This is a genomic window from Sporosarcina pasadenensis (genome assembly GCF_047228845.1).
Lineage (GTDB): Bacteria > Bacillota > Bacilli > Bacillales_A > Planococcaceae > Sporosarcina.
Window position 1 is genome coordinate 179,556 of sequence record NZ_JBFEGM010000005.1, and the last position, 24,922, is coordinate 204,477.

The window sequence follows — 24,922 nt, forward strand, 5'->3', positions numbered from 1 at the left end:
CCCGGGATGCTTTTCAAAGCGTTGCCCTAAGTTGATGAGCGCCTTTACACCCTTTCAATCGTTGGATGCGGTTTACTTCTTTTGTTAGCTTACATATAGGTTCAATTGTCCAGCTTCTGAAGCCATTGAGATAGTGTAATCATTCCCGATTACTTGAAAAGCGACTTGGTTAATCACTTCGGGCATGACTTGATTCACTTTTCCGGGCTTACACTACCACTTCACACAGAAGGCCTTTTCCTGACCGGCATGCCGACAAAGCGACTGCTTGAGCTACACTATCCACAACCCTGCTGTCAAATGGATTGGGGATGACATATTCCTCAGATAGCTCCTCTAGCGAAACCAGTGAAGCAATGGCTTTGGCGGCTTCAATCTTCATATCTTCATTGATTTGACTTGCGCGAACTTGCAGGGCGCCCTTGAATATTCCGGGGAAGGCAAGCAAATTGTTAATCTGATTTGGATAATCCGAACGGCCAGTGCCTATGACGCGTACGCCTGCCAATTTTGCTTCTTCCGGCATGATTTCTGGTGTGGGATTAGCTAACGCAAATACGATGGGATCTTTGTCCATCGATTCGATCATTTGAGTCGTTAATGCCCCCGCAGCTGACACTCCGATAAATACGTCTGCGCCTTGGATGACATCTGACAAATCCCCCTGTTTGCGTTGGAGATTTGTAAATTCAGCAAGCACGTCTTTCAATGCGTTCATACCAAGCGGCCGCTCTCTATAAATAGCGCCCTTTGTGTCGCATACGATAATTTCTTTTGCTTGGAATGAATGCAACAGTTTTGCAACCGCAATACCTGCCGCACCTGCTCCATTAATTACAATTTTCATCTCACTAATTTCTTTGCCTACAAGCTTTCCAGCATTCAACAGGGCAGCAGCTACAACAATCGCTGTTCCATGCTGGTCATCATGAAAAACAGGGATGTCCAATTCCTCTTTCAGCCGCTCTTCTATATAAAAACAATCAGGAGCCGCAATATCTTCTAAATTAATACCACCGAATACAGGGGCAAGGTTTTTAACGGTACGGATGAAATCTTCAGCATCGCGTGTATCAAGACATAGGGGAACAGAGTTAATACCCGCAAACCGTTTAAAAAGCGCGGATTTCCCTTCCATTACCGGGATTGCCGCCTCCGCTCCAATATCGCCCAGGCCAAGGACAGCTGTCCCATTGCTGATAACTGCCACCGTATTACCTTTCATCGTATATTTATAGATTGATTCCTTTTCGTTGGCAATTTCAATACAGGGACCTGCAACTCCTGGAGAGTAGGCCTGACTTAGATCCTCCGCATTATTAATAGGGGCTTTGACCGTAATCTCTAATTTCCCTTGCCACATTTCATGAAGATCCAAAGACCTTTGATAATTCTTCAATATAATCCTCTCCTCTTTTATTCTACTCACTCGGGGGTTACAAGCTGTCCAGTTGGTTCGGAAGGAACTAGAGTAAAAATCCGCAAGCTGATTGTAATTGATATTCTTCCGTTTATACCAGCTACTAATTCATTATTACTTCTAAATACAGAAAAAACAATATATATACTTGCAAATTCGATACTAATTTTTACTTGTACTATACAGATAAATTTAATAGATTACATATAAAATATCTGCATGAACAGTAACCTTTAACCTTTTTGGCAACCTGCTATGGAGTTTAAAGCTATCATGGACAACATAAAACCCCTCCCCGATTCTCCAAGGGAAGAGGCTGTAAATATTCGAATATTAAAGTTTTGTGAAATGAGGTACACGACACGCACCTTTAAAACCGTATTTTTTCGTTCATTCCGACACTCCTATTACTAATTTCCCTCTAAATAATAGCCCGGTTCTTCCTTATCTTTATCAACAATTTCCTCAATCGCCTATTCACCAATTCCCAATCAAACTCGGGACACGGACGGCACCAAATTTGCGAATCCGACATTCTCTGAGAGGAAGTTAGTTGGATAGTATTTGTAATTAATGTAAGGTATGGTTGTATTAATGAAGAGGACTAGTAGATTAGGAGGTCATTCATTTGAAAAACAAATTCCTATCCATCGTTGGAAGCGGATTACTTCTATTGTTAGCTGCTTGTGGAACGAAGCCAACGACGGATGCAGGAAACACGCCAAGCAGCAGTCATGATGAAGTGAGTAAAGAAAATGAAGAGCTAACGGTAACCGTTGTCGATGAAGTTTTTAGATCGTGGAAAAGAAAAGAAGCTGTCTGGGTTAGTTATTCAGCGGAATTAAAAAACGAAAACAATGTACCGATCGACGTGCAGAGAATGTATGTAGAATTCCTTGATGAGGAAGACGAAGTTCTTGAAGGGGTGTTACTGACTCCTATCCCCACGATCATTATGCCAAACGAGACAGCTTACGTTGTGGATTCACTAGAAATACGGGACGAAGGCTTCACGGATCCTGACAAAGTGAAAGGCATTACAGTCGAAATGGAAGTTGCCGGGACAGACGATGAATTATTGAAGTTGGAAACCAGTAATGTACAGTTTGAAAAGAAATATGAAAATGACAGCCTCCCCTATGAAGTGACAGGAACCATTACGAATCCCCACACAAAAAAAATAGATCACGTTGAAGTCGCCGCCGGATTGTATAACGACAAGGGAGAATTACTAGCTGTACTTAGGATAATGAATGATGTGAATTTAGGAGAGAATGATTCCGTGGAATTCGAAACATTTTATCCCTATTTATCAGACGAGATTTATGGAAAAGTAACAAAAGTGAAAGCCATAGCTTATGAGGATCCGCAAAATTAGTTAGATAAGTAAATCTATAAGCTCTTTACGATTAATGGGAAATGCGTAATAATAATAGATAGGGAGATTCCAAATTGAAAACCATAACAGTAAAACTCATCGTAGGTGCTCTTTTAACAAGCATGACTCTTTCTATTGGAACAGGAATGGTTCATGCAGATAGTATTCATTCTCCTCATGAACAACATCAAACAACAAAATATCCTAAGAAAGTGATGGAATTCCTTCGTATGAGTTTAAGCGTTGATAAACACTCTACTGAAAAGGATAACCAAATTGAGACAATGAGAAAAGTTAATCTAATGGATAAATACCTTGAATCCTTTGGTAAAAAAGTTAAAGGCAATGAGGTTCGAAAAGCTGTTCAGGCTATATTTGACATTGATTTAGATAATGTTTCTAAACATAATTATGGAAACAAGCTACATAGTTATGACAGTGCTATTATGGAAACCCTTCGTGAAGCCGAAAATCTGACTGATTCAGAAATCATGAAATTACCAAAAGCGAAAGTGATGGATGCCTATATTACAGCTCATGATTATGCCTTAACCGGTGCTGAACACCGAATCGTCATCAATCAAATTTTCGGAGTAAATCTAGACGGGATTTCTGGAATAGAAGGACTGCAACTTGGAATCAATTCTAAAGGTACATGGATCAGTAAGACACCAACGGATATGTTAGTCATTTCATCCAGTCTTGATGACGTTGAGTTGTATGTCCAGACAACCGATTATTGGAAACAAGTAACAGGTACAAATAAAGTGCCTGATTCATTACATCAATACTTGCTGGATAACGACTATACGTATGATGAAGCAACCAACAAATACACTTGGGTGAATCCTACTGGTGAATCCGCTCCTGATTCGGTTAAATCAGAAACGATTGCTAATTTAATTGAAACGATTATGCAGGTGAATGACAGTCTATAAGAATTTGAAGTAGCCAAGAGAGCGATTCTCTTGGCTTTTTTCTATAAAACCGTTTTTCATACTTCTCGATTCCTCCCAAACGATGACCTGCCCAACTGTCATGAAAACTATCTTACAATCAACAAATACAAAAAAAGCCAACCAATTCCAGCTGGTTGACTCCTTTTATGTCCAACGTTTCAACACTTCCTCAACATAACTGATTGTTTGTCAGTCTAGGTTACATTAAAGCGATTATACCTCTAACTTCTTACTCACCTTCAAGAACGGGAAGACTAAAGAAATAACCGCAAAAATCAAAATTACTAAAGAGATAGGCTGTGTAACGAATGACATATAGTCTCCGCCCGTCACTAATAATTGGCGTCTGAATGACTCTTCCATCATTGGTCCTAAGACGAGCCCCAACACAAGCGCCGCCGGTGAGAAATCATATTTCTTCATTAAATATCCGATTACACCGAAGATAAGCATAATCCATACATTGAATAGATTGTTGTCGACTGCGTAGGCACCTAATATGGATAGCATAATGATAAAGGTCGCCAATATTGGATAAGGCAATTTCAACAACACGGTAAAAGCACGAACTCCTAAACGTCCACCGATGAATGTCAGTAGACTCGCAATAAGCATTGCAAAGAAGATACAGTAAAGCAACAACGGTTGATCTACCATCAGTTGAGGACCCGGTTGGAGACCTTGTAAAGCCAATGCAGCCAAAATGATTGCTGTTGTTGGACTACCAGGTATCCCTAGTACAAGTGTTGGAATCATAGCACCGCCTGCTGCAGCGTTATTTGAGGTTTCAGGAGCAACGACTCCCTCCTCGCATCCTAAACCGAATTGGTCCTTGTTTTTACTTGTTCTCATGGCTACACCATAACTTACAAAGGAGGAGATTGAGCCCCCAGTACCTGGTAGAATACCAATCACCGTACCAATAACTGCTGATTTTAAGGCAACCCACTTATGTTGTAAGAAATCTTTTATCTTAACACCTGTTAGAATTAATTTTCCTTGCTCTGGTCCAGAAAGATTCTTTGTCGAATGTCTGGAAGCCACTTGGGAAAGCACTTCCCCTAAAGCAAATGCACCAATCATGATCGGAATGAAATTAAGACCATTCATCAATTCAATTGAATTGAAAGTGAATCTTTCAATTCCGCCAATAGGATCAATACCAATCAAAGCAATTAAAATCCCTATTAAACCAGATGCCAACGCTTTGAAAATGTCCTTTGACCCAATAGACGAAATGACTGCAATCCCTAAAAAGGTTAATGCAAAATATTCCGCGGACTGAATTTTAAGCGCTATTGAAGATAGCGGAGGCGACAGGAATAACATGACAAAAATCGAGAAGATTCCCCCGAATGCCGAAGCAGTTATCGCAAGTCCTAATGCCCTGCCCGCTTGTCCTTTCTGCGCCATTGGATAGCCGTCAAATGTAGTTGCCACCGCTTCCGGAGTACCTGGCGTATTGAATAAAATAGCCGTGATCGATCCTCCATAAGCAGATCCCGTATAGATGGCAACTAAGAGCATTATTGAAGGAATAATTCCCATGTAGTATGTAAACGGTAACATTAGTACGATCGCCATTGAAGAACTTATTCCTGGAAGTGCACCAAAAGCTACTCCAATCAGCATTCCTACAATAATGAGCATTAAGTTGAATGGCAATAGTGATGTGGATAAGCCTTCTAATAATAAACTAAAATCCATGTTATTCTCACCCCTTAGTAAATAAACCGACTAATTTCATTAAAGAATCCAATTCCACGTGGTAGTGGAACCCCTAATAAACCACCAAATAGCAACGAAAACCCTATTGGAAGAAGTATGACTAATGCAATTATCCGGATATGCTTTCTCTCTCCCAAAATCAGCAACAGAGCCAATGTGATAAAAACTGCAGAAAACAAAAAGCCTATAAAATCTGATAGAATTGTGAATATCGCAATTGCCAATACGATTCCACCAAATTGAATTAACACTGGAATTGGAAGCTTTTCTTCTTGTCGTTCTCTCCTACTTTTAATAGCTTTGAATAAAGATATCACCAGTAAGATGAGGAGAAGGATTAATATCGTTCTCGGAAAACCATCTGCACCGACAGGGTCGATAACTCTAACGTTTTCAATGGCGAACGACTCCTTTAACATAAATGAGGCCACACCAATTAATATAATTAATACGATTATTTCTCCCATCAAGAATCCTCCCTTCAATCAGGGGGTAATCCCCCCTGCATTATTACTTCAATCCGATCGTTTTACTAACTTCATCAAATGCTTCGTACTCCGATAGCATTTTTTGTTTGAAATCTTCAGGACCCAAATACTCTTCTCCTATATTCACGAGGTTGTCTGCCGCAAATGCTTTATATTCTTCAGTTTCACTAGCCTCTTTCATCGCAGTGATTAAATAATCTTTTACTTCTTGAGGAGCGTCTTTCTTGATGACAAACCCTCTCCACGAGCCAATTGTAACGTCCACCCCTTTTTCAACCGCTGTAGGAGTATCTTTAAGTTCCGGTAATTGCGTTATTCTATCACTGCTGAAAACTACGATTGGCTTTACTTTACCAGCCTTAATATAATTGACAACGTTTACTAACTTATCCAAGTAGATATCAACCTCGCCACCTAATGCTGCAGCTTTAACTTCTGCACCAGATTTATAAGGAATGAAGGTTGTTTGGATGTCTGCTTTTTGTGCAAACGAGCTAATGACAAGATCATCCAGCCCGCCTGGACTCACTCCTGCAAACGTGATAGGGCCCTTCTTTCCACTATCAATCAAATCCTCAAAGCTTTCGATTGGACTATTCACATTCACTGATAGAACATAAATATCGGATTGAATATGAGCAAGTGGTTCGAAGTCCTCTAATAGTTTTACGTTCTTCCCTTTCCCCAATACATCTGCAATGACATGAGATGGAGTGATTTCAAGAATCGTATATCCATCATTCGGTTGCTTATGAGCATGCATCATACCGATTAATCCGCCACTACCATCCTTGTTGACAGTTTGGTATGGCTGATCACCATTTTTCGACAAGATTTCTGTAAATTTTCTAGCAAACGTATCACTTGCACTGCCTTCACCAAATGGAACAATGACCTCGATAGGTCTTGTCGGAAAATTCTCCTGTGCGCTTTTTGCAGAACAACCAGCTGAAATAATAAGCATTGCCATACTAATTAACAACAAGATTTTCTTCATCTTTAATCCCCCATTATCGTTATTAATGATGATGCTCTAAAAGTTTTGTGGAGATATACGAGTTACCGTCCATAATTCTTCTAGCCGTTCGTCCAATCCCAGCTTTTTCTACTAACCAATCATGTTGCACTTGATTCAGTTTCACATCGACTAAGATACTTCCTGTTGGATGTCCAATCTGCAATGTAGATTTCTCCACGTTTTTTGCCAAACGATTGGGAATCGTTCCAGGTATCTTAGCCGCTACTCCCAGACCTATCGCTCCACTCACTGCAAAAGCCCTATGCAATGTACCCATGGCAATGTATCTTCCAACAATGTCGATTCCTTCCGCGTGAATCCATTCATTATTTTCTGTGGAATAATCTTGAGCCTTTGAGACGATTACTACTTTAGGAAGAGCGTGAGTTTCTGGGGTCACCACCTCCCCTTCTGAAAACAATCCTAGTTTTCTACCACAAGTTACTCGTAATTCCTCAATTTGTTCTTTCAAGCTAGTGGTAGAATTGAAAACATCAGACAGCTCTGTCCCATTAATACCAAAAAGAGCCGCTTCCACAAATATTAGCACATTTCCTACATCTAAAATTGTCACTTCCGCTTCTTTCTCGTTGCTCAGCTTCACTACATCTATTGCATTTCCAGTTGGTAGAGTCCTTCCCGTTGTAGACCCACCGAAGTTTAAAAAGTTGACCATGATCGGAGAGGCAGTCCCTGACACACCGGAAATTTCAAAATCTCCTTCCCTTACAACTTTTCCATCCTCTACTGGAACCTCTACTTCCATGACTCGCTCTGTATTCGTATTGAAGATTCGTACCGTCGTAATCGGCTCAATCATTTCAACCATGCCCTCTTCAACTGCAAACAGACCTACTGCAGAAGCCATATTGCCGCATGTCACTTTATAGTCAACCGTCTTCTGATAGACGCTCACTTGTCCAAACTTATAAAAAATATCACAACCCATTTTGGTAGTAGGCCCGACGATGGCGAGCTTGCTAGTTAAGGGTGTACCGCCTCCAATTCCATCAATTTGACCATTCGTTGAACTGCCATAGATAGTGGTAATCACTCTTTCCCTTTCATTCTCATCCATTGGAAGGTCCTGATCTTTGATAATAAGTCCTTTACTAGTTCCCCCTCTCATTAAAACGGTCGGTATTTTGTATAACTGTCCATGAATATACACGTACGTCACCTCTAAGTATTTTCATTAATTACTACAATTCCGATTATAGCAACAGTCTGACCATAAATAAAATATTGATTTTTTATCTAATACTATATAATCTATTTATATCTAATAGATAGAGATGGAGGTTTTTTGGGTGGATATTACAGATTGGATGCTTTTGGACAAGTTGTTTGAGGAGAAAAACATTACAAGGACAGCTGAAATTATAAATATTTCACAACCTGCAATTACATATAGAGTGAAGCAAATTGAACTGGAATTGGGAGTGAAAATCGTACACCGAAGTCGGAGAGGGGTTGTCTTTACTCCAGAGGGAGAGCATGTTGCGGAGTATGCTAAACGAATGAAAAATGAATATTTAAATCTAAAAGAAGAGGTTTTACAATTTGAAGAGAAGGTACAAGGTGTTCTCAGACTTAGCGCCTCAAGCATTTTCAGCCGCTATAAGCTGCCACCTATCCTCCGTGAATTCAATTTGAGATATCCTCAAGTCGAGTTCCATGTAAATACAGGTTGGAGTGAGGATGTCAGCAATGCGGTCTATAGAGATGAATCACAAGTGGGGATTCTGAGAGGAAATTATAACTTTCCGTATGAAAAGAAAGTCATCATGAAGGAGGGTATTTATATCGTCTCAAAAAATGAAATCTCTCTTGAAAAGCTTCCTGATCTTCCGAGAATTTATTACAGCACGGATACATCACTAAAGAAGCTGATAGATGATTGGTGGACAGAAAAATTCTCTATACCGCCTAAGAGCACAATGAAAGTGGACAATATGGAAACCTGTAAAGAATTGGTATTAAACGGATTGGGTTATGCGGTCCTCCCAAGCATTCTCCTCGATGATGATGAGCGACTTTTTAAAATAGAATGCAGAGATATAAATGACAATCCCATTGAAAGAGTAACGTGGTTAATTTATAAAGAGGAGTATTTGAACAATACTGTTATAAAATCTTTTTGCGACTTCATTGAGGATTGGACATTTTAATACATTATAAAATTATGGCTAATTGCCGATATCCTTAAATAGTTTCCTTTAAAAAGTATCCCTTCTGACCCCTCCCCTCTATATAGAGGATAAAGGGGGAATTAACAATGACACACTATCTAAAGGAATACGCACGCTTCGCCACAATCGTGGAAATGGACGCAGCTACGGAACAGCATCTATCACGACACTGGGACAATCTGACGAAATCCGATCGCCAAGTGCTCGACGTCATCCGACGCTATTCGGTGAAATACGGGGCTGCTCATTTGAAACACGGAACGATTGAGGAAGCCACGGGGAAATCAAACGTAACTGTTAGACGCGCAATTCGTAAACTCGTCAAGCTCCAGATCATCGAAAAAGTCCACTACATCCGTCCGGTAATGAGCGGACTCGGCGCCAACATCTACATCATTTTACCGTTCGATGACCAGGGGAAAATGAACGACCGGGATGATGACGATAAACCGCATGACAACAAGGAAAACGAGCGGAATTCCGGAACCGAAGCTCTACTTTCTAAATCTCTATTAAAATCTAAAGATCTTAACTACACGTCTCCTGCGGAATCGTCAAAGTTATCCACAAGTCTGTTCAGCCGGATGAAAGATCTGCTAGCCACAACAATCGGAGACACGAAATTAGCCCGTGAGTTCTACGGAATCCACAGGGCCATATCTGGACGTATGTTGAAATACGAAATCTATCAAGACGACAAGCATGTCTTCGAAGACCTTGCCTATCGTGCATTGATGATCACTGTGATGGCGACGAAGAAGAAGGTGATCCGCAATTTGCCGGGGTATTTTAAAGGTGTGTTGGACAAGTTGGTGGAGGAGACGTATTTCAAAGATATGTTCATGCTGTTTGATGTGCCTGTTGAAGCGAAACTGATGTCATGAGGGTTAAACTCCATTGTGTTGCGAGGCTTGTTGATTGCGTTGCGGTGCGCATTCGTTTTGTTGCGAGGAGCGTTCATTGTGTTGCGACGGAATTTCATTGCATTGCGAACCAGTTTCGTTGTATTGCCTGTGGGATTTCATTGTGTTGCGAGACGAATTTGTTCGTTGCAAACCTTTTCTTTGCTTTACGAACGAATTTCATTGCTCAGCAAGCCACCAGCCTCCTATGGTAAAATAACTAAAAACCAATCCTAGGAGACTGTACAAATGAAAATTGATTTCACGAAAAAGCAATTCAAAACGTTGTTGGATCTCGCCTTTTTAGGAGAATGGACGGCGAATTCAGCCCGATCCCACGAAGATCGATTTGCCGACTATGAGGAGCTGTTCCAATATCTTTGCTCGCATGCGAAAGACATGGGTTACGATGACCTCGTCCCCTATGACCGGGAGTTAAACGCCTTTTATCCATCGCAAGAGTACGAAAATCAGCTGCATCCAATCATTGATCACAATGATGACTACGTATTCTGGGAAAAACTATCCGCTCACCTAGCCAAAAGGGATCTTGATCAAGAAGGGATAGCGTATGACACACTAGACGACCGGTTCCGCAGATTGTGTGAAATCGAAGAGCGATACGAAAGGGAATTCGAAGATAACGGATTGGCAAACGTAATCATTAAAGAGGACAAATGAAAAAGTATCAGGCACCCGCGCAATTACGGGTACCTGATACCTATCATTTCACCTATTACTCACATCGCGAATTCTGTAAGTGCCGTCCGTGTGAATAACCACTTCATAGTTTTTCTCTTTCACATAATACTTCTCGTTCCCCGCTCGATTGCGGAAGTTGAATGTTTCGTATGTGGAAACAAGTGCATAGTCATCATAGATGGTAACTTCTGTGACGATATTCTCAATAAATTCGAAGTGCATGCCTTCACCGGAAATCTCATCGAAGTAATCCGCAAATTCTCTATATGCACTGCTGCCTGGCAATAAAAATTGCTCGATCTGGGAAAAGTTTTCGTTATACAAGGCTTCCTCATAGACCGTCCGGAATTCCAGAATAAATTCCTGCAACCATCCTTCGTAAAAGTAGACGTCTCCCTCGTATTCATCAACATCGTCTTGACTAGAGTCGGAATGATAGGAGTCATTATTGTAGGAATTTGAAGTCCCATAATCATCGTACACACCAAAAACGGATGCGACCTGCCTGTCATTCATCGGATTTTTTATCCATTCATCAAGTAAATACGTCATTGTGTACAAAGGAATAGAGAATCCAATGCGCCGGTTTTTTTCCAGCAGGAGCGAATTGATGCCAATCACTTTCCCTGTCTTTGCGTCAATCAAAGGCCCCCCGCTGCTGCCGTTTTCGATTTGCACATCGACTTGATACGCTTTTTCATAGATGAACTTGCTCCTAATGTCTCTGCCTACGCCTGTCAAATAACCGACAGAAGCGGTGTTTTCCAATCCATTTGGGCTGCCTAAAGCGATCACTTCAGAGCCGACTTTCGTTTCATTAACTTCTGTCTTAAGCGGATTGATATCTTTATACGCATCAGACTTGATGAGTGCAATGTCATATATATCAGAGATTTCGATCACTTTCCCGGGGGCTTCCCTGCCGACCGAATTCTTCAATTTACATCTGTATAGCCCGATACGACATGAGCATTCGTGACAATAAAACCGCCCTTGGCATACAGAAAACCTGAGCCGAGGCTATCCGCCGTCAAAATGGTAAATACCCGCGGCAATGTTTCCTCAATAAGAGCAGTTTTCTCTTTTTCAATCGGCTCATTTTTAGGACGTTCCGCAACTTCCCGTTCAATAATACGGACCGGTTGAGCGACAGGCTCTTCTTTTACATTCGCATCCGCAACTATAGGTGTTTGCAGCGCTTCCTGTTTATTGATATGAATGAATGCATATCCTACTCCGCCAAGCACACAGAGACAGACAAAAATGACTAGCAGCATCCATCCCGTATGGCTCTTCTTCTTCATCGGCTTCCCACAACTCCCGCAAAAATTTGCATCCTGAGCGTTTTTGAACCCGCATCCCGAACAAAACATGGATACACCTTCTCCCTTATATCATCTTTATTCCTTATATCGGTCTAATTAATCAGTTCTAAAGTCTCTTAAATGAACCCCCGCTTGAAAACTTCTTTCTTTGAATAAATCACGTTCACTTGCATTTCCAAGCAATACTAATGTCGTTTTAGGTCGAAATATGCAGTCGAATACTATCAATTAAAAGTTTCTGAATTATATAGGTAAATCTATATAGAAGGTGTATAATGGAAGTGTCATTATTCACACAATATACATCTTTTCACACACTGGACATTCAAGGAAAGGGGTTTCATATGGCCAAGTTATGGGGGAAATGGATGTGCAAGCTGTGGGGGTACCATCGGATTAGCTACTATTCCAACAAATGCATACGTTGCGGTCATGTTAGAATTAAGAGATAGAAAAAGGGAATAGTAGATTGGGGGAAAGCATGCCGAAGGGCGTGCTTTTACTAATTGCCATAGAAGGGATGGGCCAACATGATTTCTTTACAAGATGTAACAGAGGCAAGAGAACGAATTAGCCAAATAGCGCACGTCACGCCGATTCTACAATCGGAGCAACTCTCCAAACTATGTGGAAATCAGCTATTTTTGAAATCAAAGCATCTACAAAAGACAGGGTCATTTAAAATACGAGGAGCAAGCAATAAAGTCATCCATGCGATTGATAACGGCGCAAAATATGTGACCGCAGCATCGTCAGGCAACCACGGCCAAGCCGTCGCCTACGTTGCGAATAAATACGGAGTATCAGCAACGATTGTCGTTCCTGAAGATGTTAGCAAGTGCAAAGTGAACGCAATCCAAGCTTACAACGGCAAGGTGGAATTGTGCGGAACAACCTCCCGTGAGCGAATACCTAGAGCGCAGGCGATTGCCGATCAACAAAACGGCATTTTCATTCCGCCTTATGACGACCCATTCATTATGGCAGGTCAAGGAACGGTTGGATTAGAAATTTTGGACCAAGTCGAAAACGTCAACGCAATCATCGTCCCTATCGGAGGCGGTGGCCTTATCTCTGGAATCCTCACTGCCATTAAAGAAACGAATCCGAAAATAAAAGTGATCGGTGTTGAACCCGAGCTTGCCGATGATACATACCTATCATTGCAAAACAAGAAAATCACCGCAATCGATAGCACGACTACCATTGCGGATGGCTTACGAACGAACCAGCCAGGCGACCTTACCTTCCCTGTCCTTATGAAATATCTAGACGATCTTGTTCTAGTGAGCGAAGACGAAATCCGTCAGGCGTTCAGCTTCGTTATGGAACGGACGAAACAGCTGATTGAACCATCGAGTGCCGCGACGGTAGCAGCTGCTCTTTTCAATAAAGTGAACATCCAAGGTAAAAATATTGTAACTGTTATTTCTGGTGGAAACGTAGATCTAGATAAAGTTCATCAATTGATAGTAAATGAAGTGACTTGAAATACCAAAAATCAAAAAGAGCCGCTCAACGTACGTAGAGAGCGGCTCTTTCCTACTATTTCAATTCAATTAACTTTCCATCTACCTCTTCAAGCACCGGCATCTTGAATGCATTCTGGATGTATTCGTATGTTTCCTTCAATTCTTCTAATCCATCATCCACCAGTACATTATGGCTTTCCGTCCAATATTTCGGTTTCCCATCCTCATCATAATGAACTTCATTGATTTCATAATAAATAGAACCGCTCTGCGGCCGTTTCAGCTTTAAAATCCGATAGTTCCAATACATGTTCGCTCATCCCCTCTTATTTCCTTCACTATAGCATGATAGTTTAATAAGAGAAATACATGCATATGGTAAAATTTATGGAATTTATGAAACGATATATAAAATTCCTTTTAAAATGCAAATAAAGGTGTTAATTCCGCTGAAATTAAGGTAAAATTTACTCTGGAATTGGAGGTGAAAAAAATGAAGTTTGAAAAAATCGGCAACACAATTGTTTGCTATCTAGAACTGGACAAATTCTTTTTCATAAGTCCTAGTGCCTTAAGTATTGTGGCTTCCCTTGATGTCTCAAGGATACGAATTCATAGTCGTAAAAATGTGAAACATGTGATTTATATTGATGAGGATAATCGTCAATTAAAGCTCAACCGAATCATAGCCGGTTATACTGATGATAGAACCATTGCAGTTATTCCTGCTAACGACAATCCTATTGATCTACGTTCTGAAAATTTAATGATCGAAAAGTTGGGCTTTAATAAGACATCTGACTTTGATCTGAGAAAAGAAACGCAGGCAAACTCTCTTTCACCATTGCCTGAAGTAATAGAACGAGAACAATTGAGTATTGTAGAAAAAGAATTGAGCCCGGAAGGCCCTCCAAGCTCAATTACACCTAAACGCGGGAAAATATCTCTCAATCCCATCAATGATGAGATTGAAGTAATTGTAGAAAATTTCCGTTGCAAACTAAAGAGTAATGATGCATATCAAAATGCGAAAAGTCTTATTACTCTATTAGAAGATAATCTAGGTGTAACTTTAGAATAAAGTCTACAACAAACAGAAACAAGACGTACATAAGTATACAAACAATATTTTTTAAAAGTTCTTTGTGTTGCTCCATATACTCTAGAGTATGTCTTGTGCTTCTTATACTGTTGCGGCTTTTAAGTTTTTTTTGGTTTGAACGGATTGTTACTTACTTCGAATCTGAAAAAAGGCGATCATTCCGAGAGGATGATCGCCTTTCCCTTTACCACTTGTTTTATAGGTACTAAATGTAAGATACAATATTACCAAGCAAAAATAGTCCTACTGTTTCCCTAAATCGGCCCCCTCCTCCATCACCTCCCGCATTTTCTTCAGCAACCGCTCCCTCCTCTTCTTCACACCCGACACGCTAATGCCTAATTTCCTCGCACATTCCGCCTGCGTGAGCCTTTCAATAAACAACCATTGCAGCAGCTTCTTTTCATCGCCTGTCAACTGGTCAACGGCTTGTCCAGCCCTCTTCCTCGGATACATCCCCACCGATCAAGTTCGTCAGCTTTTCATCTTCCGCCGGCATGAAATGCTCCTCAAACCGGCTCTCCTTTTTCATTTCGTCCAACATCGCCCCACGAATGGAACGGTATGCGAACGGCGTGAAATCACCCTTCTCCCTGTCAAACCGTTGCCATGCTTGCCAAAGGGCGACCCGCCCCGTTTGTCTGTAATGTTCATGTTCACGATAAATGTTCAATTTACGAATGTTTGCAGTGATCATTGGTTCATATTGCGCTAACACGTCTTCAAAATTCAACACTTGGTTGACCTTTCCGATCGTGCACGATTCTGTTTATTCCCGGGTACCTACATCATAGGAGGAATAAAAACAGACATCCAATGAGCGTTTATGACGTTTGACTCACCATTCTTTATGTTTGCATACGCCATACGATTGGTTAGTTGAACCAATTTTAAAAAGAATAAGTATTTTTGTTATCTTTCTACTAGTTATATGGTAAAATAGGTGCAATGCTAAATATTAAAGGAGGATTAGTATGAAAGATGATAGTTTACTTCTCGATTATCGGGCATTGGCGTTAAGATCAGCCTTTTCCACTGATTACTTGTCCGAGATTATTACGACGCATGGAACCTACTATTCTGAAATGAGTCCGATTAAGCTTCTTGAGGAAGCATGCCTGCGTCATCACTCTTCCAAGAGAGGGCGCAAGGAGGCGGCTAAGAAACTGCTGAAATTCCATAAGAAACCGCCATTCCTCATCTCGGATGATGTGGCCGTGTTTCCGACGATGGGCTCAAAACATCCGGAATGCACTTGGATCTTCAGCCACTTTTTCGAAGAGGAATCGATAGCAAAAGAGGAAACCAAAATAAAATTCCACGATGGAACAGAAATCATAGTCCCGGTATCACTGTACACCGTTCAGCAACAGAAATTGAAAGTACTTGCGCTGCTCAGCCATGTACAACAATCTAAACGAAAATACATACCGGAATATCCCTTATTCGGAATGAACCCAAATCTCCCAATGCAACAGATGTAGTGACTTAGCAAATTGCAATCGTAAATAAAATTAAAACAACCACCCCTCCACAAATACATCCGTGGGTCGGGTGGTTGTCGTTTGTTCACTGAAATCATTTCCTCAAAAAAATTTTCACCAAAAAGTATCCTTTCTGACCCCTCCCATCTATATAGAGGGTAAAGGAGGAAGTTCACATGACAAATTATCTAACAAAATACGCTCGCTTCACGACAATCGAAGAAATGGACGCAGCTGTAGAACTGCATCTATCACTACACATGGATGAATTGACGAAGTCCGATCGCCAAGTGCTCGACGTCATCCGCCGCTTTTCGATGGAACACGGCGCTGCACAGTTGAATCACGGAACGATTCAAGCAGCAATCGGGAAAGCAAACGTTACCGTTCGCCGCGCCATCCGTAAATTCGTCAACTTGCACATCATCGAAAAAGTCCACTACATCATCCCGGAAACGGGCGGCCTTGGCGCTAATATTTACGTCATTTTGCCATTCAATGACAAGTGGAAGATGAACAATCAGGAGAGTAAGGAGGAGGAATTACAATGAACAAAGATTTTATAGAAATACATCAGTCATTTTGGAACGAACCGATTTGGACAGAGGCAACGCCTGAGCAGACAGTGATCTTGGTAACATTGCTGTTGATAGCTAATTCCGAAGAACAGCAGTCCCATTGGAAGGGAGAACCGATGACACTGCAACCCGGACAACTCATAACCTCTCTCCGCTCGCTCGTTTCATTATGTGGGAAAGGGATTACTGAGCAAGATATCCGGACAGCATTGAAACGTTTTGCCGACTATGGATTTTTGACTGCCGAATCAAACCGTGAGCAGCTTCTCATCACCATTTTGAATTGGGGAGAGATGATCAAGGGGTGAACGGGTTAAAAATAGAAATACAATTAACGACTGCCTACGCAGTCGTTTTTTTCACTTCATCAAATACAACTCCATCAATTCCTCAGTCCGGTTTTTCAGGCGGACGTTCAAATACCTTCTTTGCTCCTCCCTGCCACAGTATAGAAACGTATAGGACGTAAACGTATCATCTACAGTCCCGCGCAGAAGTTTGTACTTGCGTTCCCGCAAATAGTCAGCTGACTCTTTCATGTCTTTCTGAACCGCCTCAATGGCGCGATCGATTACCTTCATATAGGGAGAAGCCAGCTTGAAACTCCCCTTCTCAACAAGCTGCCGATCCTTGGCTAAGATAGTGAGCACCATAGGCAAGTAAATCGCGTTTTCAAAATGCGGCAAAGCATCGGATGGTATGAGCATGGGAATCCCCCTTTTTGATTAGTATATGCGAATGTATGTTCTTTAATCAACCAAATAAAAAAGTTCTTTCGTTTTCTTTTAATCGCGATTGGAGACACCTATGCAAGAAATCAGTCCACATAAAAAAAAAATCCTCAAAAGGATCCACACCAGCTTCTATATAACTGAGACGCATTAACGAAATCGGATTGTCAAGTACTCGACATCATCAGCTGCTACTCCATCAAAAACCGAGTAGCACATTTAAAGCATTGTACAATCGGAGACACGCTACAGGGGAATCAACCGTTACGGGTACAACACGCCATCCGAACTTTTTTATTGTCTACTCATTTTCCCGTCAATAGATACAACCCAATTTTACTGCATATCACACGGGAAAATTGAAAAAATTAGGATGATGCATAGATAATTTTTAGGTATTAACCTATAATTATTATTAGCAAAAGTTTGTCATTACCATTTTCCTAATTAATAATGCAAATATAGTAATCAATAACTATATTGGTAAAAATATAATTGGAGGGGTTACCTTGTACCCGTTATCTATTTCTGTTGGAGAAAAACAACAACTAATCGAATCAGGCGTAGTAATTCAATTTAACAATCAGCCTGTTGAATTTAATCTTGAACTAACTAATTTTCCTTTAAAGATAATTATGGTGTTCAAGAACGATTCTAAAACAGAACCTCACATGGAACCAGCAACTATTGATAATACCACTCTTTCATTAATACTATATAACTACAATAATCCACTCGGCACGGGATCTACGCGACCGTTAAAAATAGCTGATTATCAAGGTAAACATATCTACCTAAATTATAGAATTTACTCATTAAGTGATACCTCGGATAAAACGGTTCAATATTCTTTCTATCTTAGTGAGGTACTGATATGAAACAGTTGTCGCCGGAATATACTAAGGATGGAATTAATATACATGAACTGGTACAAGAATCCTCAGTTATACACACAAATGTTGGTCAGCAAATAGTTGTTGTTACTGAAGATAAATTAGAGCTTTGTTTAATTAAACATCAAAATACACTCAAAGCAAGAAATGATTGGAAAACCCCGGTCGGTATCTTTTTAGCACTTTCATCAAGTTTAGTCGCAACAGAATTCACTGAATTTCTTACATTACCCGCTGAAACTTGGCAAGCATTTTTTATTCTAGGTAGCGCTATCACTGGAATATGGTCTGTTATTGCAATTATTAAAGCCGTTAATTCTAAGGATTCTGGCAACATTAGTAAAATAATTTCTGAACTTAAGAAGAACCAATCTAGTCTGTAGCATAGTTAAATTTCCATTATTATTCGTCTGAAGAAAATTTGACCGCCCCCCTTAATGTCATGGTCTATGAAAACATAAAACGAGCAATTGTCGAAGGCGACCTCACGCCTGGAACACGTCTCACCGAAGCAAAAGTGAGTGAACAGATGGGCGTCAGCACAACCCCTGTCAGGGAAGCATTCAGGCGTTTATCATCAGAGGGATTGGTCAAAATAATTCCATGGAAAGGTGCCATCGTCCAGGAGTTCTCAGAACAAGAACTTGCCGAAGCGTATATTTGCCGAGAAGCGCTGGAAGTGTTGGCAATTGGACTCGCCATCGACCATATTGATGAAGTCGGTATTAAGAAGCTTCATTCATTAGTGGCAGATTCGAACAAAGCAACGACCAGTTCCTCCGAATTTGTCGAAATCAACTCAGAAATCCATAACACGATCGTAGAGTATCCAAAAAACAACACTCTCGCAAATATGCTCGGTCAATTAAGTGATGTCATCTACAACAACCGAAACATATCCGCCTATAGCGACAAACGTAGGCAAGAAATCTACCAAGAACATCTTGCAATCGTCCAAGCGATAAAAGAACAGGATAAAGAGAAGGCCAAAGAAGCAATGCGCAACCATGTCACGAATGGATATGCGTATATTCAGGAAAGACTGAAGAAGAATTGACAAAAAACCAGATTCCTTAGATTTTGGAATCTGGTTTTGTTGTTGATTAATTCTATCCCACTTTAAGATCTAAATCTCTATAGTTGCCGGCTGTTCTATGTTTAATAAGCTGCCTAACAAACCAAGCGAGTACAGCTAACCAAATAACCGCTCCTAACGCCAGAGAAATACCATAGTCCAAGTTAAAGCCTTCTGGTGCATAGAAGAAATACGTACTTACCACCGCTGTCATGAATAATGCCGGAATACTACAGATCCAATGGAACTTGTTGTTTTCCACGAGGTACATAGCTGCCGTCCATAACATTACCGCAGCAACGATTTGATTCGATCCGCCAACATAGCGCCAGAGGAAGCTATAATCAATGGTTGTTAGATATAGCGTTATGCCTGCTACTGGTATGATAAGGAAAGCTAATTTCCCTTTCCCATTAAAGTCTTTCTTCGTCACTTCAGTCAATAATTCAGCAAGCATCATTCTGGAGGAACGTAATGCTGTATCACCGGTCGTAATTGGTAGAATAACAATACCTAAAATGGCAATGAACCCGCCAAATGCACCTAGCGTTGATAGACTGATTTCATTCACGATTCCAGCTGGACCTCCCGCTGCCAGTGCTGTTTGCAATGCGCCCGTACTGCCAAAAAAGGTCATCCCTGCGGCCGCCCAGATCATAGCAATAATCCCTTCACCAATCATCGCTCCATAGAAAACTTTCCTACCTTCACTTTCCTTTTTTAATGTCCGAGCTAAAATTGGACTTTGTGTACTGTGAAATCCAGAAATCGCCCCGCAAGATATCGTTACCATTAACAATGGCCATATCGGCATTTCTCCAGGGTGTAAATTACTGAATGTTAAATTGGGGATTGAATGATCAAAAAAGAACAATCCAATACCGATCGATACAGCCATGAAAATTAAGATAGCTCCAAAAATAGGATACACTCTTCCGATGATCTTATTAATCGGTAGAACCGCCGCAAGTATAAAATATATAAAAATAACAACTAACCAAGTCGTAAAGTTAATAGGTGTTATTTCCGTAAGCAGCTGGGCAGGTGCTGACGTAAATGCAGCTGCCACCAAAACCATTAAAACAATCGAAACGATCGTTATAAGGAATTTCATTTTACCGCCTAAGTATTTTCCGACAAGTGTTGGAAATTGAGCTCCATTATGTCTAAGCGACAACATACCCGAAAAGTAATCATGTACCGCCCCAGCAAAAATACTACCGATCACAATCCATATAAATGCTACCGGACCATAAAGCGCCCCCATGATTGCACCAAATATCGGGCCGGTCCCAGCGATATTCAGAAGCTGAATCAAACTCGCTTTCCACCAACTCATCGGCATATAATCAAGACCATCGTTGCTTGTATAGGCAGGTGTTGGATTCTGGTCATCGATGCCAAAAATTCGTTCAACCACCTTCCCGTAAACGATATAACCAGCAATCAACAACAAAATGGATACTATAAAGGTAATCATCGCTGACCCCTCCCTTTTTCTGAATTTTAAATACAATGATATAACGAATAGAAACAACAATCAATAACTTTTTTCAATGTTTTTCGACAAATTTATGCAAACTTCTATTTATTAAATAAAATGTACTATACTCATAAATAATGCTATTTCGGTTTCTTATAATCGCGATGGGGAGACACCTTTTTTTTGCGTTCGGATAATGTTGCGTTGCAAACTGTTTTCGTTGCGTTGTGACCGGCATATATTGTGTTGCAATCAAGTTTTAGTGTGTTGCGACTGACTTTTGTTGTGTTGCAATACAATTTCATTGCGTTGCGACCACTTTTCTTAGAAATTAAACATTTACATACGAAATGCATTCGAGATGCCGGTGCTTGAAGTTGTGGATGGAAAGTTAATTAAATTGAAATAGAAGGAAAGAGCCAACGTCGAGAGGCTCTTTTAGTTATTTGAGTTAACGGTGGTAAATACGCTATTGTGAGGTTGTTTTTCATTAATATTTCCACCATTTTTCACTGCTATCACTATAATTCCCTCGAATTTAAATTGAATAAAGATACTATTCATTTGAAGAGTATCATAATCATAGTAGTACAAAGGAAAGGGGTTATTTTAACTATGGGAATTTCTAGAAAGATACTAGTAGGTACAGTGGGGGCTTGCCTTTTATCAGGGAGTATCGGCGTATACGCCGGAAGCGTTATTGAAAGCTATAAGACACCTCGGGGAAATATAGCTACTGTCGAAAATGAAACTGTTCATAAAAACCGTATCGGCATGACAGTAAACGGCAAGGAGATTAAACTAGAGACGTGGTATGCCAATAATACAACCTATGCACCTTTACAAGCAGTTGCTGAATCTTTAGGAGCAACTGTTAACTATAATGAAAAAAAGATGTCTGCTGACATAGTTCTTCCTCATAAGATTAGCACAGATTTGAATACACATGAAACGTATTATGGCACTGCGTATGCCGGGAAGCAATCGAATCCTAGTCGTACGTGGCCGTTTGAATTTAAAATAACGTCCATCAATCCAAGAACTGGTGAGCTTGAGGGAGAACTAACATGGACTAGTCTAAAAGCAGTGCATAAAATAGTTGGGAAGGTTTCCGATAATAAGCTAATCTTTAGAGAAGCCGATTACATTAAAAAAGGAAATGCACTCCTTGGTCCCTCGTATACATTAACTTACAATGGCATCGAAAATAAATACAAGGGTACTTGGACTGATGGAAAAAATGAGGTTGTTCAAGGGGATATTTTTATTTCGTTGGATTGATAGCTAAAAGTAGACCTATCAATGACACCACTATAGAAACATCTACCACGCTGGAAAGCTTACCTTATGTGGCTGAAGGTTAGATAATTAATTCAGGGTGCTTTGTACTACAAGCGCAATGTGTCGTGAGGAATCATATACAGTTACTCATGCACTCATCGCTTCATGTTTCATTGGGAAATATTATAGGATCATTGAACAAAAGGTATCTCGATTGGTACAACGTTAGCCGTAATTCCCTCTCCTCCTTAACGAGGTGATAAATACTATACGTTTCTGGATTTCCTCATCGTTCAATTCTGTCACAATTGTTTGGAAGGAATCCTCAAGCATTAGAAACTGCCTTATTTTCGTTTCTTACTGACAAAACAACCATCCATTCTCACGACTGTTTTTTATTTATTTCATCTGGCCATAATAATGCACCCTGAAAGTCTTCCAGGGTGCTCTCCATATGCAGCTCGCTCGCGCCTTGGCGTTCAATAAGGTTTAGAGGTCAAATCTACAGATTCAAGCCTATCGCTGTTCATCCCATATTGGAAACCAAGCTCTAAATCATTTCCGATTGAAAACCCCATAACAATCCCATACCCCTCAGATGCATGTTCACCTTGATATAAGGGCTTACCGAAATAGGAGATCAACTCTTCAGGTGTATAATTTTGTGCGAATCTGTATACCCGTATTGCGATTACATCCGCTTCATCTTCTTCCACAAATGTATCTGTTGCATAGGCAATCTGATTACCGAAAAAGTGAAATTCGGCGCCTTGTAGATTCACAGCATCACTATATCCACCTGTTTCATCAATAATTTTCTTAAGTTTTGTTCCTATAGGATAAGTTCCTTTCACCAAATAACCTTGCTTCACGATATCCAAAAACTCTTCATTAACCGCGAATTGGATTAAAGCATCCGTAAATATAAATTTATGTTCGAAATTGATTCCCGCTCCGTGCCATGCTAAGCAATCGGGGCTTTCTTCAGCAATAATTGCCCCTTCACTTTTCGTTAGAGTAATTTCACACCCATACTCATCTTTGGTTGATTTCGCCACATTCCCGTTTATCAAAGCGTACACATTTTGCAGTTCTCCGACATGCTCCGAGGATACAAAGATGTCAAAATAAAAACCTTCAGCAGTTTCATTGTAGATTGCCAGGTTTCCATAAATATGCTCATTTTCTATTTGCCAAAACCCGCTCCACTCAGAAGGTTCTTCTTGCTGGTGGTTACTTTGGTTGTCTGGATTTACAGTCGTACCGACAGTTTTCGGTTGAAAACCATCTATGGAATTGTCGGTGACAGCTTGTTCACTATCATCGTCCTGTTGGCTTAGCCCCTTATCTTCATTTATCGTTTCCACTTTCGTATTACCTGCGTTTTCTTTAATTTCAACAAAGGTATTTTGCCCGCAGCCCGTTAGTAATATCAAAAAAAACATTATGATAACAAATCGTCTTTTCATTTTGATTCTCCTAAGGTTTAATGTCGCGGTACCTGTGATAAGTGTCTTCACATTTCAACAACGCTCCAGATACCCCCACTAACTTATTCAGCAACAACAAACGATATGCATTTATACCTGTGCACGGGAATGATAGTACAAGTCCCCATCTATTAGGTTCATTTCGTAGAGATATAGATGCATATGAGGATTGTGTGTCTAATAACATAGTAATATCGAAAATTGATTCGTAGGTGTGTCAACTTATTTTACAGGAGGGAAAATTCGTGAAGAAATTAAGTGGTTCTTATCAAGACATGTTTAACACTGTACTTGCAACTACGAAGGTTCTTGGTACTTCTACAACAACAGGACTGACGCTTCCTTTGTTGCAAAGCCATGATTGGAGGGAATGCATATGAAAGACGTATTGAACCTATCGCGTGAAGAATTATTAGAAAATGTAAATCAAACATTAGGGTTGTTAAATAAGTTTATGGCTGTTGACTCAAGTATTAGATCGTACTATAAAAGCATCCCAGACATTTACGAGAAAATTTCTGCAGTTGTTGCCATTATTTCATTTTTTCCATTAATAATTCTCGGAGCCAAGATTGTAGGTATTATTGATGGGTTTCTAGCCCTTCTCTTAGGGATACCTCTCGGAGTAGCAATGACTTGGTTTGTATTTGTATTTGTGAATAAAAAGTTAGAGAGCAATTTTAAAATAAAACGAGAGAAGTATTTAGAAGAGAATTACGAAAAACTACGGTCGTTGGATGTTGAACTTGGCAGCATTGCTGAAAAAGTTTTCCAAACGACTGTTGTACCAGAAGATTATGTAACAAGACCAGCTTTAGAGAAATTCAGTTCTTATTTATCAAATTATCGTGCATCTAACCTACCGGAATGTATCAATCTATATGAAAATGAATTACAGGCACAACAAATGAGGGATGAAATTAATCAATTTAGACAGGAGCAGCAGAGAACTACCGACATGCTATCCAAAGCAAGATCAGAGCTATCTACTACAAATCGCCATTTAAGCGAAGCAAATGTAAAGTTAAGTGGGATTGAACACGAAACTTATAAAAGTAACTTTCATAAGAAATAAAAGTGCCAGGTTCCTACACGACTCAAAGTCGGTTTGGAACCTGGTTACACGTAATGCCATAATAGACAACTGAACCCCGATACCTAACTTCCCACTAAATCATTAATAGGCGATTCCCCACATGGCCCTCCTCCTGTGGCCTCAGA

At 40.3% G+C, this 24,922-nt stretch carries 29 protein-coding genes; 16 read left to right on the forward strand and 13 right to left on the reverse strand.

All coding sequences use genetic code 11. The annotated features are described in order from the left end of the window. Window positions 1–208: 208 nt before the first annotated feature. Window positions 209–1,363 carry an NAD(P)-dependent malic enzyme gene (locus tag AB1K89_RS09075; RefSeq protein WP_413054519.1) on the reverse strand — a complete coding sequence of 385 codons (1,155 nt, stop codon included), beginning with the start codon at window positions 1,361–1,363 and terminating at the stop codon, window positions 209–211. Window positions 1,364–2,048: 685 nt separating this feature from the next. Here AB1K89_RS09075 and AB1K89_RS09080 point away from each other — a divergent pair. Beyond that, window positions 2,049–2,798, forward strand: a complete 750-nt coding sequence (locus AB1K89_RS09080; RefSeq protein WP_413054452.1) for an FxLYD domain-containing protein — start codon at window positions 2,049–2,051, stop codon at window positions 2,796–2,798. A gap of 74 nt (window positions 2,799–2,872) precedes the next feature. Continuing rightward, entirely contained in the window at window positions 2,873–3,736 is an 864-nt protein-coding gene (locus AB1K89_RS09085) for a hypothetical protein (protein ID WP_413054453.1), read from the forward strand. 234 nt (window positions 3,737–3,970) lie between these two features. On the opposite strand, the gene AB1K89_RS09090 is transcribed toward AB1K89_RS09085, so the two are convergent. The 4 genes from AB1K89_RS09090 to AB1K89_RS09105 are packed head-to-tail and all read right to left on the reverse strand — an operon-like array spanning window position 3,971 to window position 8,162. Continuing rightward, window positions 3,971–5,464: a tripartite tricarboxylate transporter permease gene (locus tag AB1K89_RS09090; RefSeq protein ID WP_413054454.1), complete on the reverse strand. Its 1,494-nt coding sequence runs from the start codon at window positions 5,462–5,464 to the stop codon at window positions 3,971–3,973. Window positions 5,465–5,478: 14 nt separating this feature from the next. Then, window positions 5,479–5,952, reverse strand: coding sequence for a tripartite tricarboxylate transporter TctB family protein (locus AB1K89_RS09095; RefSeq protein WP_413054455.1), 474 nt, complete (start codon window positions 5,950–5,952; stop codon window positions 5,479–5,481). A 43-nt stretch (window positions 5,953–5,995) separates the two neighbouring features. Next, the gene (locus tag AB1K89_RS09100) at window positions 5,996–6,970 is read right to left on the reverse strand and encodes a Bug family tripartite tricarboxylate transporter substrate binding protein (protein WP_413054456.1); all 975 of its coding nucleotides are present in this window, start codon (window positions 6,968–6,970) and stop codon (window positions 5,996–5,998) included. A 22-nt stretch (window positions 6,971–6,992) separates the two neighbouring features. Next, window positions 6,993–8,162, reverse strand: a complete 1,170-nt coding sequence (locus AB1K89_RS09105) for a 2-methylaconitate cis-trans isomerase PrpF family protein (protein ID WP_413054457.1) — start codon at window positions 8,160–8,162, stop codon at window positions 6,993–6,995. A gap of 139 nt (window positions 8,163–8,301) precedes the next feature. On the opposite strand from AB1K89_RS09105, the gene AB1K89_RS09110 reads away from it, so the two are divergent. The 3 genes from AB1K89_RS09110 to AB1K89_RS09120 all read left to right on the forward strand — a co-directional run bounded on the left by AB1K89_RS09110 (window position 8,302) and on the right by AB1K89_RS09120 (window position 10,766). After that, window positions 8,302–9,162, forward strand: a complete 861-nt coding sequence (locus AB1K89_RS09110; RefSeq protein WP_413054458.1) for a LysR family transcriptional regulator — start codon at window positions 8,302–8,304, stop codon at window positions 9,160–9,162. A gap of 107 nt (window positions 9,163–9,269) precedes the next feature. Further along, window positions 9,270–10,067, forward strand: coding sequence for a hypothetical protein (locus AB1K89_RS09115; RefSeq protein WP_413054459.1), 798 nt, complete (start codon window positions 9,270–9,272; stop codon window positions 10,065–10,067). Between the two features lie 267 nt (window positions 10,068–10,334). Next, window positions 10,335–10,766 carry a hypothetical protein gene (locus tag AB1K89_RS09120; RefSeq protein WP_413054460.1) on the forward strand — a complete coding sequence of 144 codons (432 nt, stop codon included), beginning with the start codon at window positions 10,335–10,337 and terminating at the stop codon, window positions 10,764–10,766. A gap of 48 nt (window positions 10,767–10,814) precedes the next feature. Here the strand turns inward: AB1K89_RS09120 and AB1K89_RS09125 are convergent, their stop codons facing one another. Then, complete coding sequence (locus AB1K89_RS09125) at window positions 10,815–11,690, reverse strand: S1C family serine protease (RefSeq protein WP_413054461.1); 876 nt, start codon at window positions 11,688–11,690, stop codon at window positions 10,815–10,817. Window positions 11,691–11,722: 32 nt separating this feature from the next. Beyond that, entirely contained in the window at window positions 11,723–12,091 is a 369-nt protein-coding gene (locus tag AB1K89_RS09130; protein WP_413054462.1) for a hypothetical protein, read from the reverse strand. Between the two features lie 551 nt (window positions 12,092–12,642). Between AB1K89_RS09130 and AB1K89_RS09135 the strand changes: the two genes are divergently transcribed. Then, a complete protein-coding gene (locus tag AB1K89_RS09135) occupies window positions 12,643–13,602 on the forward strand; it encodes a threonine ammonia-lyase (RefSeq protein ID WP_413054463.1) in 960 nt (319 codons plus the stop codon). A 55-nt stretch (window positions 13,603–13,657) separates the two neighbouring features. Here the strand turns inward: AB1K89_RS09135 and AB1K89_RS09140 are convergent, their stop codons facing one another. Beyond that, a complete protein-coding gene (locus tag AB1K89_RS09140) occupies window positions 13,658–13,894 on the reverse strand; it encodes a hypothetical protein (protein WP_413054464.1) in 237 nt (78 codons plus the stop codon). A 183-nt stretch (window positions 13,895–14,077) separates the two neighbouring features. Here AB1K89_RS09140 and AB1K89_RS09145 point away from each other — a divergent pair, with 183 nt between their 5' ends. Then, entirely contained in the window at window positions 14,078–14,665 is a 588-nt protein-coding gene (locus AB1K89_RS09145) for a hypothetical protein (protein WP_413054465.1), read from the forward strand. Between the two features lie 264 nt (window positions 14,666–14,929). Here the strand turns inward: AB1K89_RS09145 and AB1K89_RS09150 are convergent, their stop codons facing one another. Continuing rightward, window positions 14,930–15,142, reverse strand: a complete 213-nt coding sequence (locus AB1K89_RS09150) for an RNA polymerase sigma factor (protein ID WP_413054466.1) — start codon at window positions 15,140–15,142, stop codon at window positions 14,930–14,932. Beyond that, window positions 15,108–15,422 (reverse strand): sigma factor, encoded by a 315-nt coding sequence (locus tag AB1K89_RS09155; protein WP_413054467.1) that lies wholly within the window; start codon window positions 15,420–15,422, stop codon window positions 15,108–15,110. The genes AB1K89_RS09150 and AB1K89_RS09155 overlap by 35 nt, the downstream gene beginning before the upstream one ends. A 238-nt stretch (window positions 15,423–15,660) precedes the next feature. Here AB1K89_RS09155 and AB1K89_RS09160 point away from each other — a divergent pair, with 238 nt between their 5' ends. The 3 genes from AB1K89_RS09160 (at window position 15,661) to AB1K89_RS09170 (ending at window position 17,056) form a co-directional block, all read left to right on the forward strand. Further along, window positions 15,661–16,170 (forward strand): competence protein ComK, encoded by a 510-nt coding sequence (locus AB1K89_RS09160; RefSeq protein WP_413054468.1) that lies wholly within the window; start codon window positions 15,661–15,663, stop codon window positions 16,168–16,170. 176 nt (window positions 16,171–16,346) lie between these two features. Next, on the forward strand, window positions 16,347–16,721 hold the full coding sequence (locus AB1K89_RS09165) for a hypothetical protein (RefSeq protein ID WP_413054469.1): 375 nt from the start codon (window positions 16,347–16,349) through the stop codon (window positions 16,719–16,721). After that, window positions 16,718–17,056 carry a hypothetical protein gene (locus AB1K89_RS09170; protein WP_413054470.1) on the forward strand — a complete coding sequence of 113 codons (339 nt, stop codon included), beginning with the start codon at window positions 16,718–16,720 and terminating at the stop codon, window positions 17,054–17,056. Before AB1K89_RS09165 ends, AB1K89_RS09170 begins: the two co-directional genes overlap by 4 nt. A 51-nt stretch (window positions 17,057–17,107) precedes the next feature. Here the strand turns inward: AB1K89_RS09170 and AB1K89_RS09175 are convergent, their stop codons facing one another. Then, window positions 17,108–17,455 (reverse strand): YhjD family protein, encoded by a 348-nt coding sequence (locus tag AB1K89_RS09175; RefSeq protein WP_413054471.1) that lies wholly within the window; start codon window positions 17,453–17,455, stop codon window positions 17,108–17,110. 533 nt (window positions 17,456–17,988) lie between these two features. On the opposite strand from AB1K89_RS09175, the gene AB1K89_RS09180 reads away from it, so the two are divergent. The 3 genes from AB1K89_RS09180 to AB1K89_RS09190 are packed head-to-tail and all read left to right on the forward strand — an operon-like array spanning window position 17,989 to window position 19,429. Further along, the gene (locus tag AB1K89_RS09180) at window positions 17,989–18,357 is read left to right on the forward strand and encodes a DUF6864 domain-containing function (protein WP_413054472.1); all 369 of its coding nucleotides are present in this window, start codon (window positions 17,989–17,991) and stop codon (window positions 18,355–18,357) included. Continuing rightward, window positions 18,354–18,755 (forward strand): hypothetical protein, encoded by a 402-nt coding sequence (locus AB1K89_RS09185; protein ID WP_413054473.1) that lies wholly within the window; start codon window positions 18,354–18,356, stop codon window positions 18,753–18,755. Before AB1K89_RS09180 ends, AB1K89_RS09185 begins: the two co-directional genes overlap by 4 nt. A 38-nt stretch (window positions 18,756–18,793) precedes the next feature. Then, a complete protein-coding gene (locus AB1K89_RS09190) occupies window positions 18,794–19,429 on the forward strand; it encodes a GntR family transcriptional regulator (RefSeq protein ID WP_413054474.1) in 636 nt (211 codons plus the stop codon). A gap of 52 nt (window positions 19,430–19,481) precedes the next feature. Here AB1K89_RS09190 and AB1K89_RS09195 read toward each other — a convergent pair whose 3' ends face one another. Next, window positions 19,482–20,927 carry a carbon starvation CstA family protein gene (locus AB1K89_RS09195; protein ID WP_413054475.1) on the reverse strand — a complete coding sequence of 482 codons (1,446 nt, stop codon included), beginning with the start codon at window positions 20,925–20,927 and terminating at the stop codon, window positions 19,482–19,484. Between the two features lie 618 nt (window positions 20,928–21,545). Between AB1K89_RS09195 and AB1K89_RS09200 the strand changes: the two genes are divergently transcribed. Beyond that, on the forward strand, window positions 21,546–22,211 hold the full coding sequence (locus AB1K89_RS09200; RefSeq protein WP_413054476.1) for a stalk domain-containing protein: 666 nt from the start codon (window positions 21,546–21,548) through the stop codon (window positions 22,209–22,211). Window positions 22,212–22,690: 479 nt separating this feature from the next. On the opposite strand, the gene AB1K89_RS09205 is transcribed toward AB1K89_RS09200, so the two are convergent. After that, window positions 22,691–23,680, reverse strand: a complete 990-nt coding sequence (locus tag AB1K89_RS09205; protein ID WP_413054477.1) for a hypothetical protein — start codon at window positions 23,678–23,680, stop codon at window positions 22,691–22,693. A gap of 266 nt (window positions 23,681–23,946) precedes the next feature. Here AB1K89_RS09205 and AB1K89_RS09210 point away from each other — a divergent pair, with 266 nt between their 5' ends. Continuing rightward, on the forward strand, window positions 23,947–24,081 hold the full coding sequence (locus tag AB1K89_RS09210) for a hypothetical protein (protein WP_413054478.1): 135 nt from the start codon (window positions 23,947–23,949) through the stop codon (window positions 24,079–24,081). Then, window positions 24,078–24,776 (forward strand): hypothetical protein, encoded by a 699-nt coding sequence (locus AB1K89_RS09215; protein WP_413054479.1) that lies wholly within the window; start codon window positions 24,078–24,080, stop codon window positions 24,774–24,776. Before AB1K89_RS09210 ends, AB1K89_RS09215 begins: the two co-directional genes overlap by 4 nt. Window positions 24,777–24,922 lie beyond the last annotated feature (146 nt).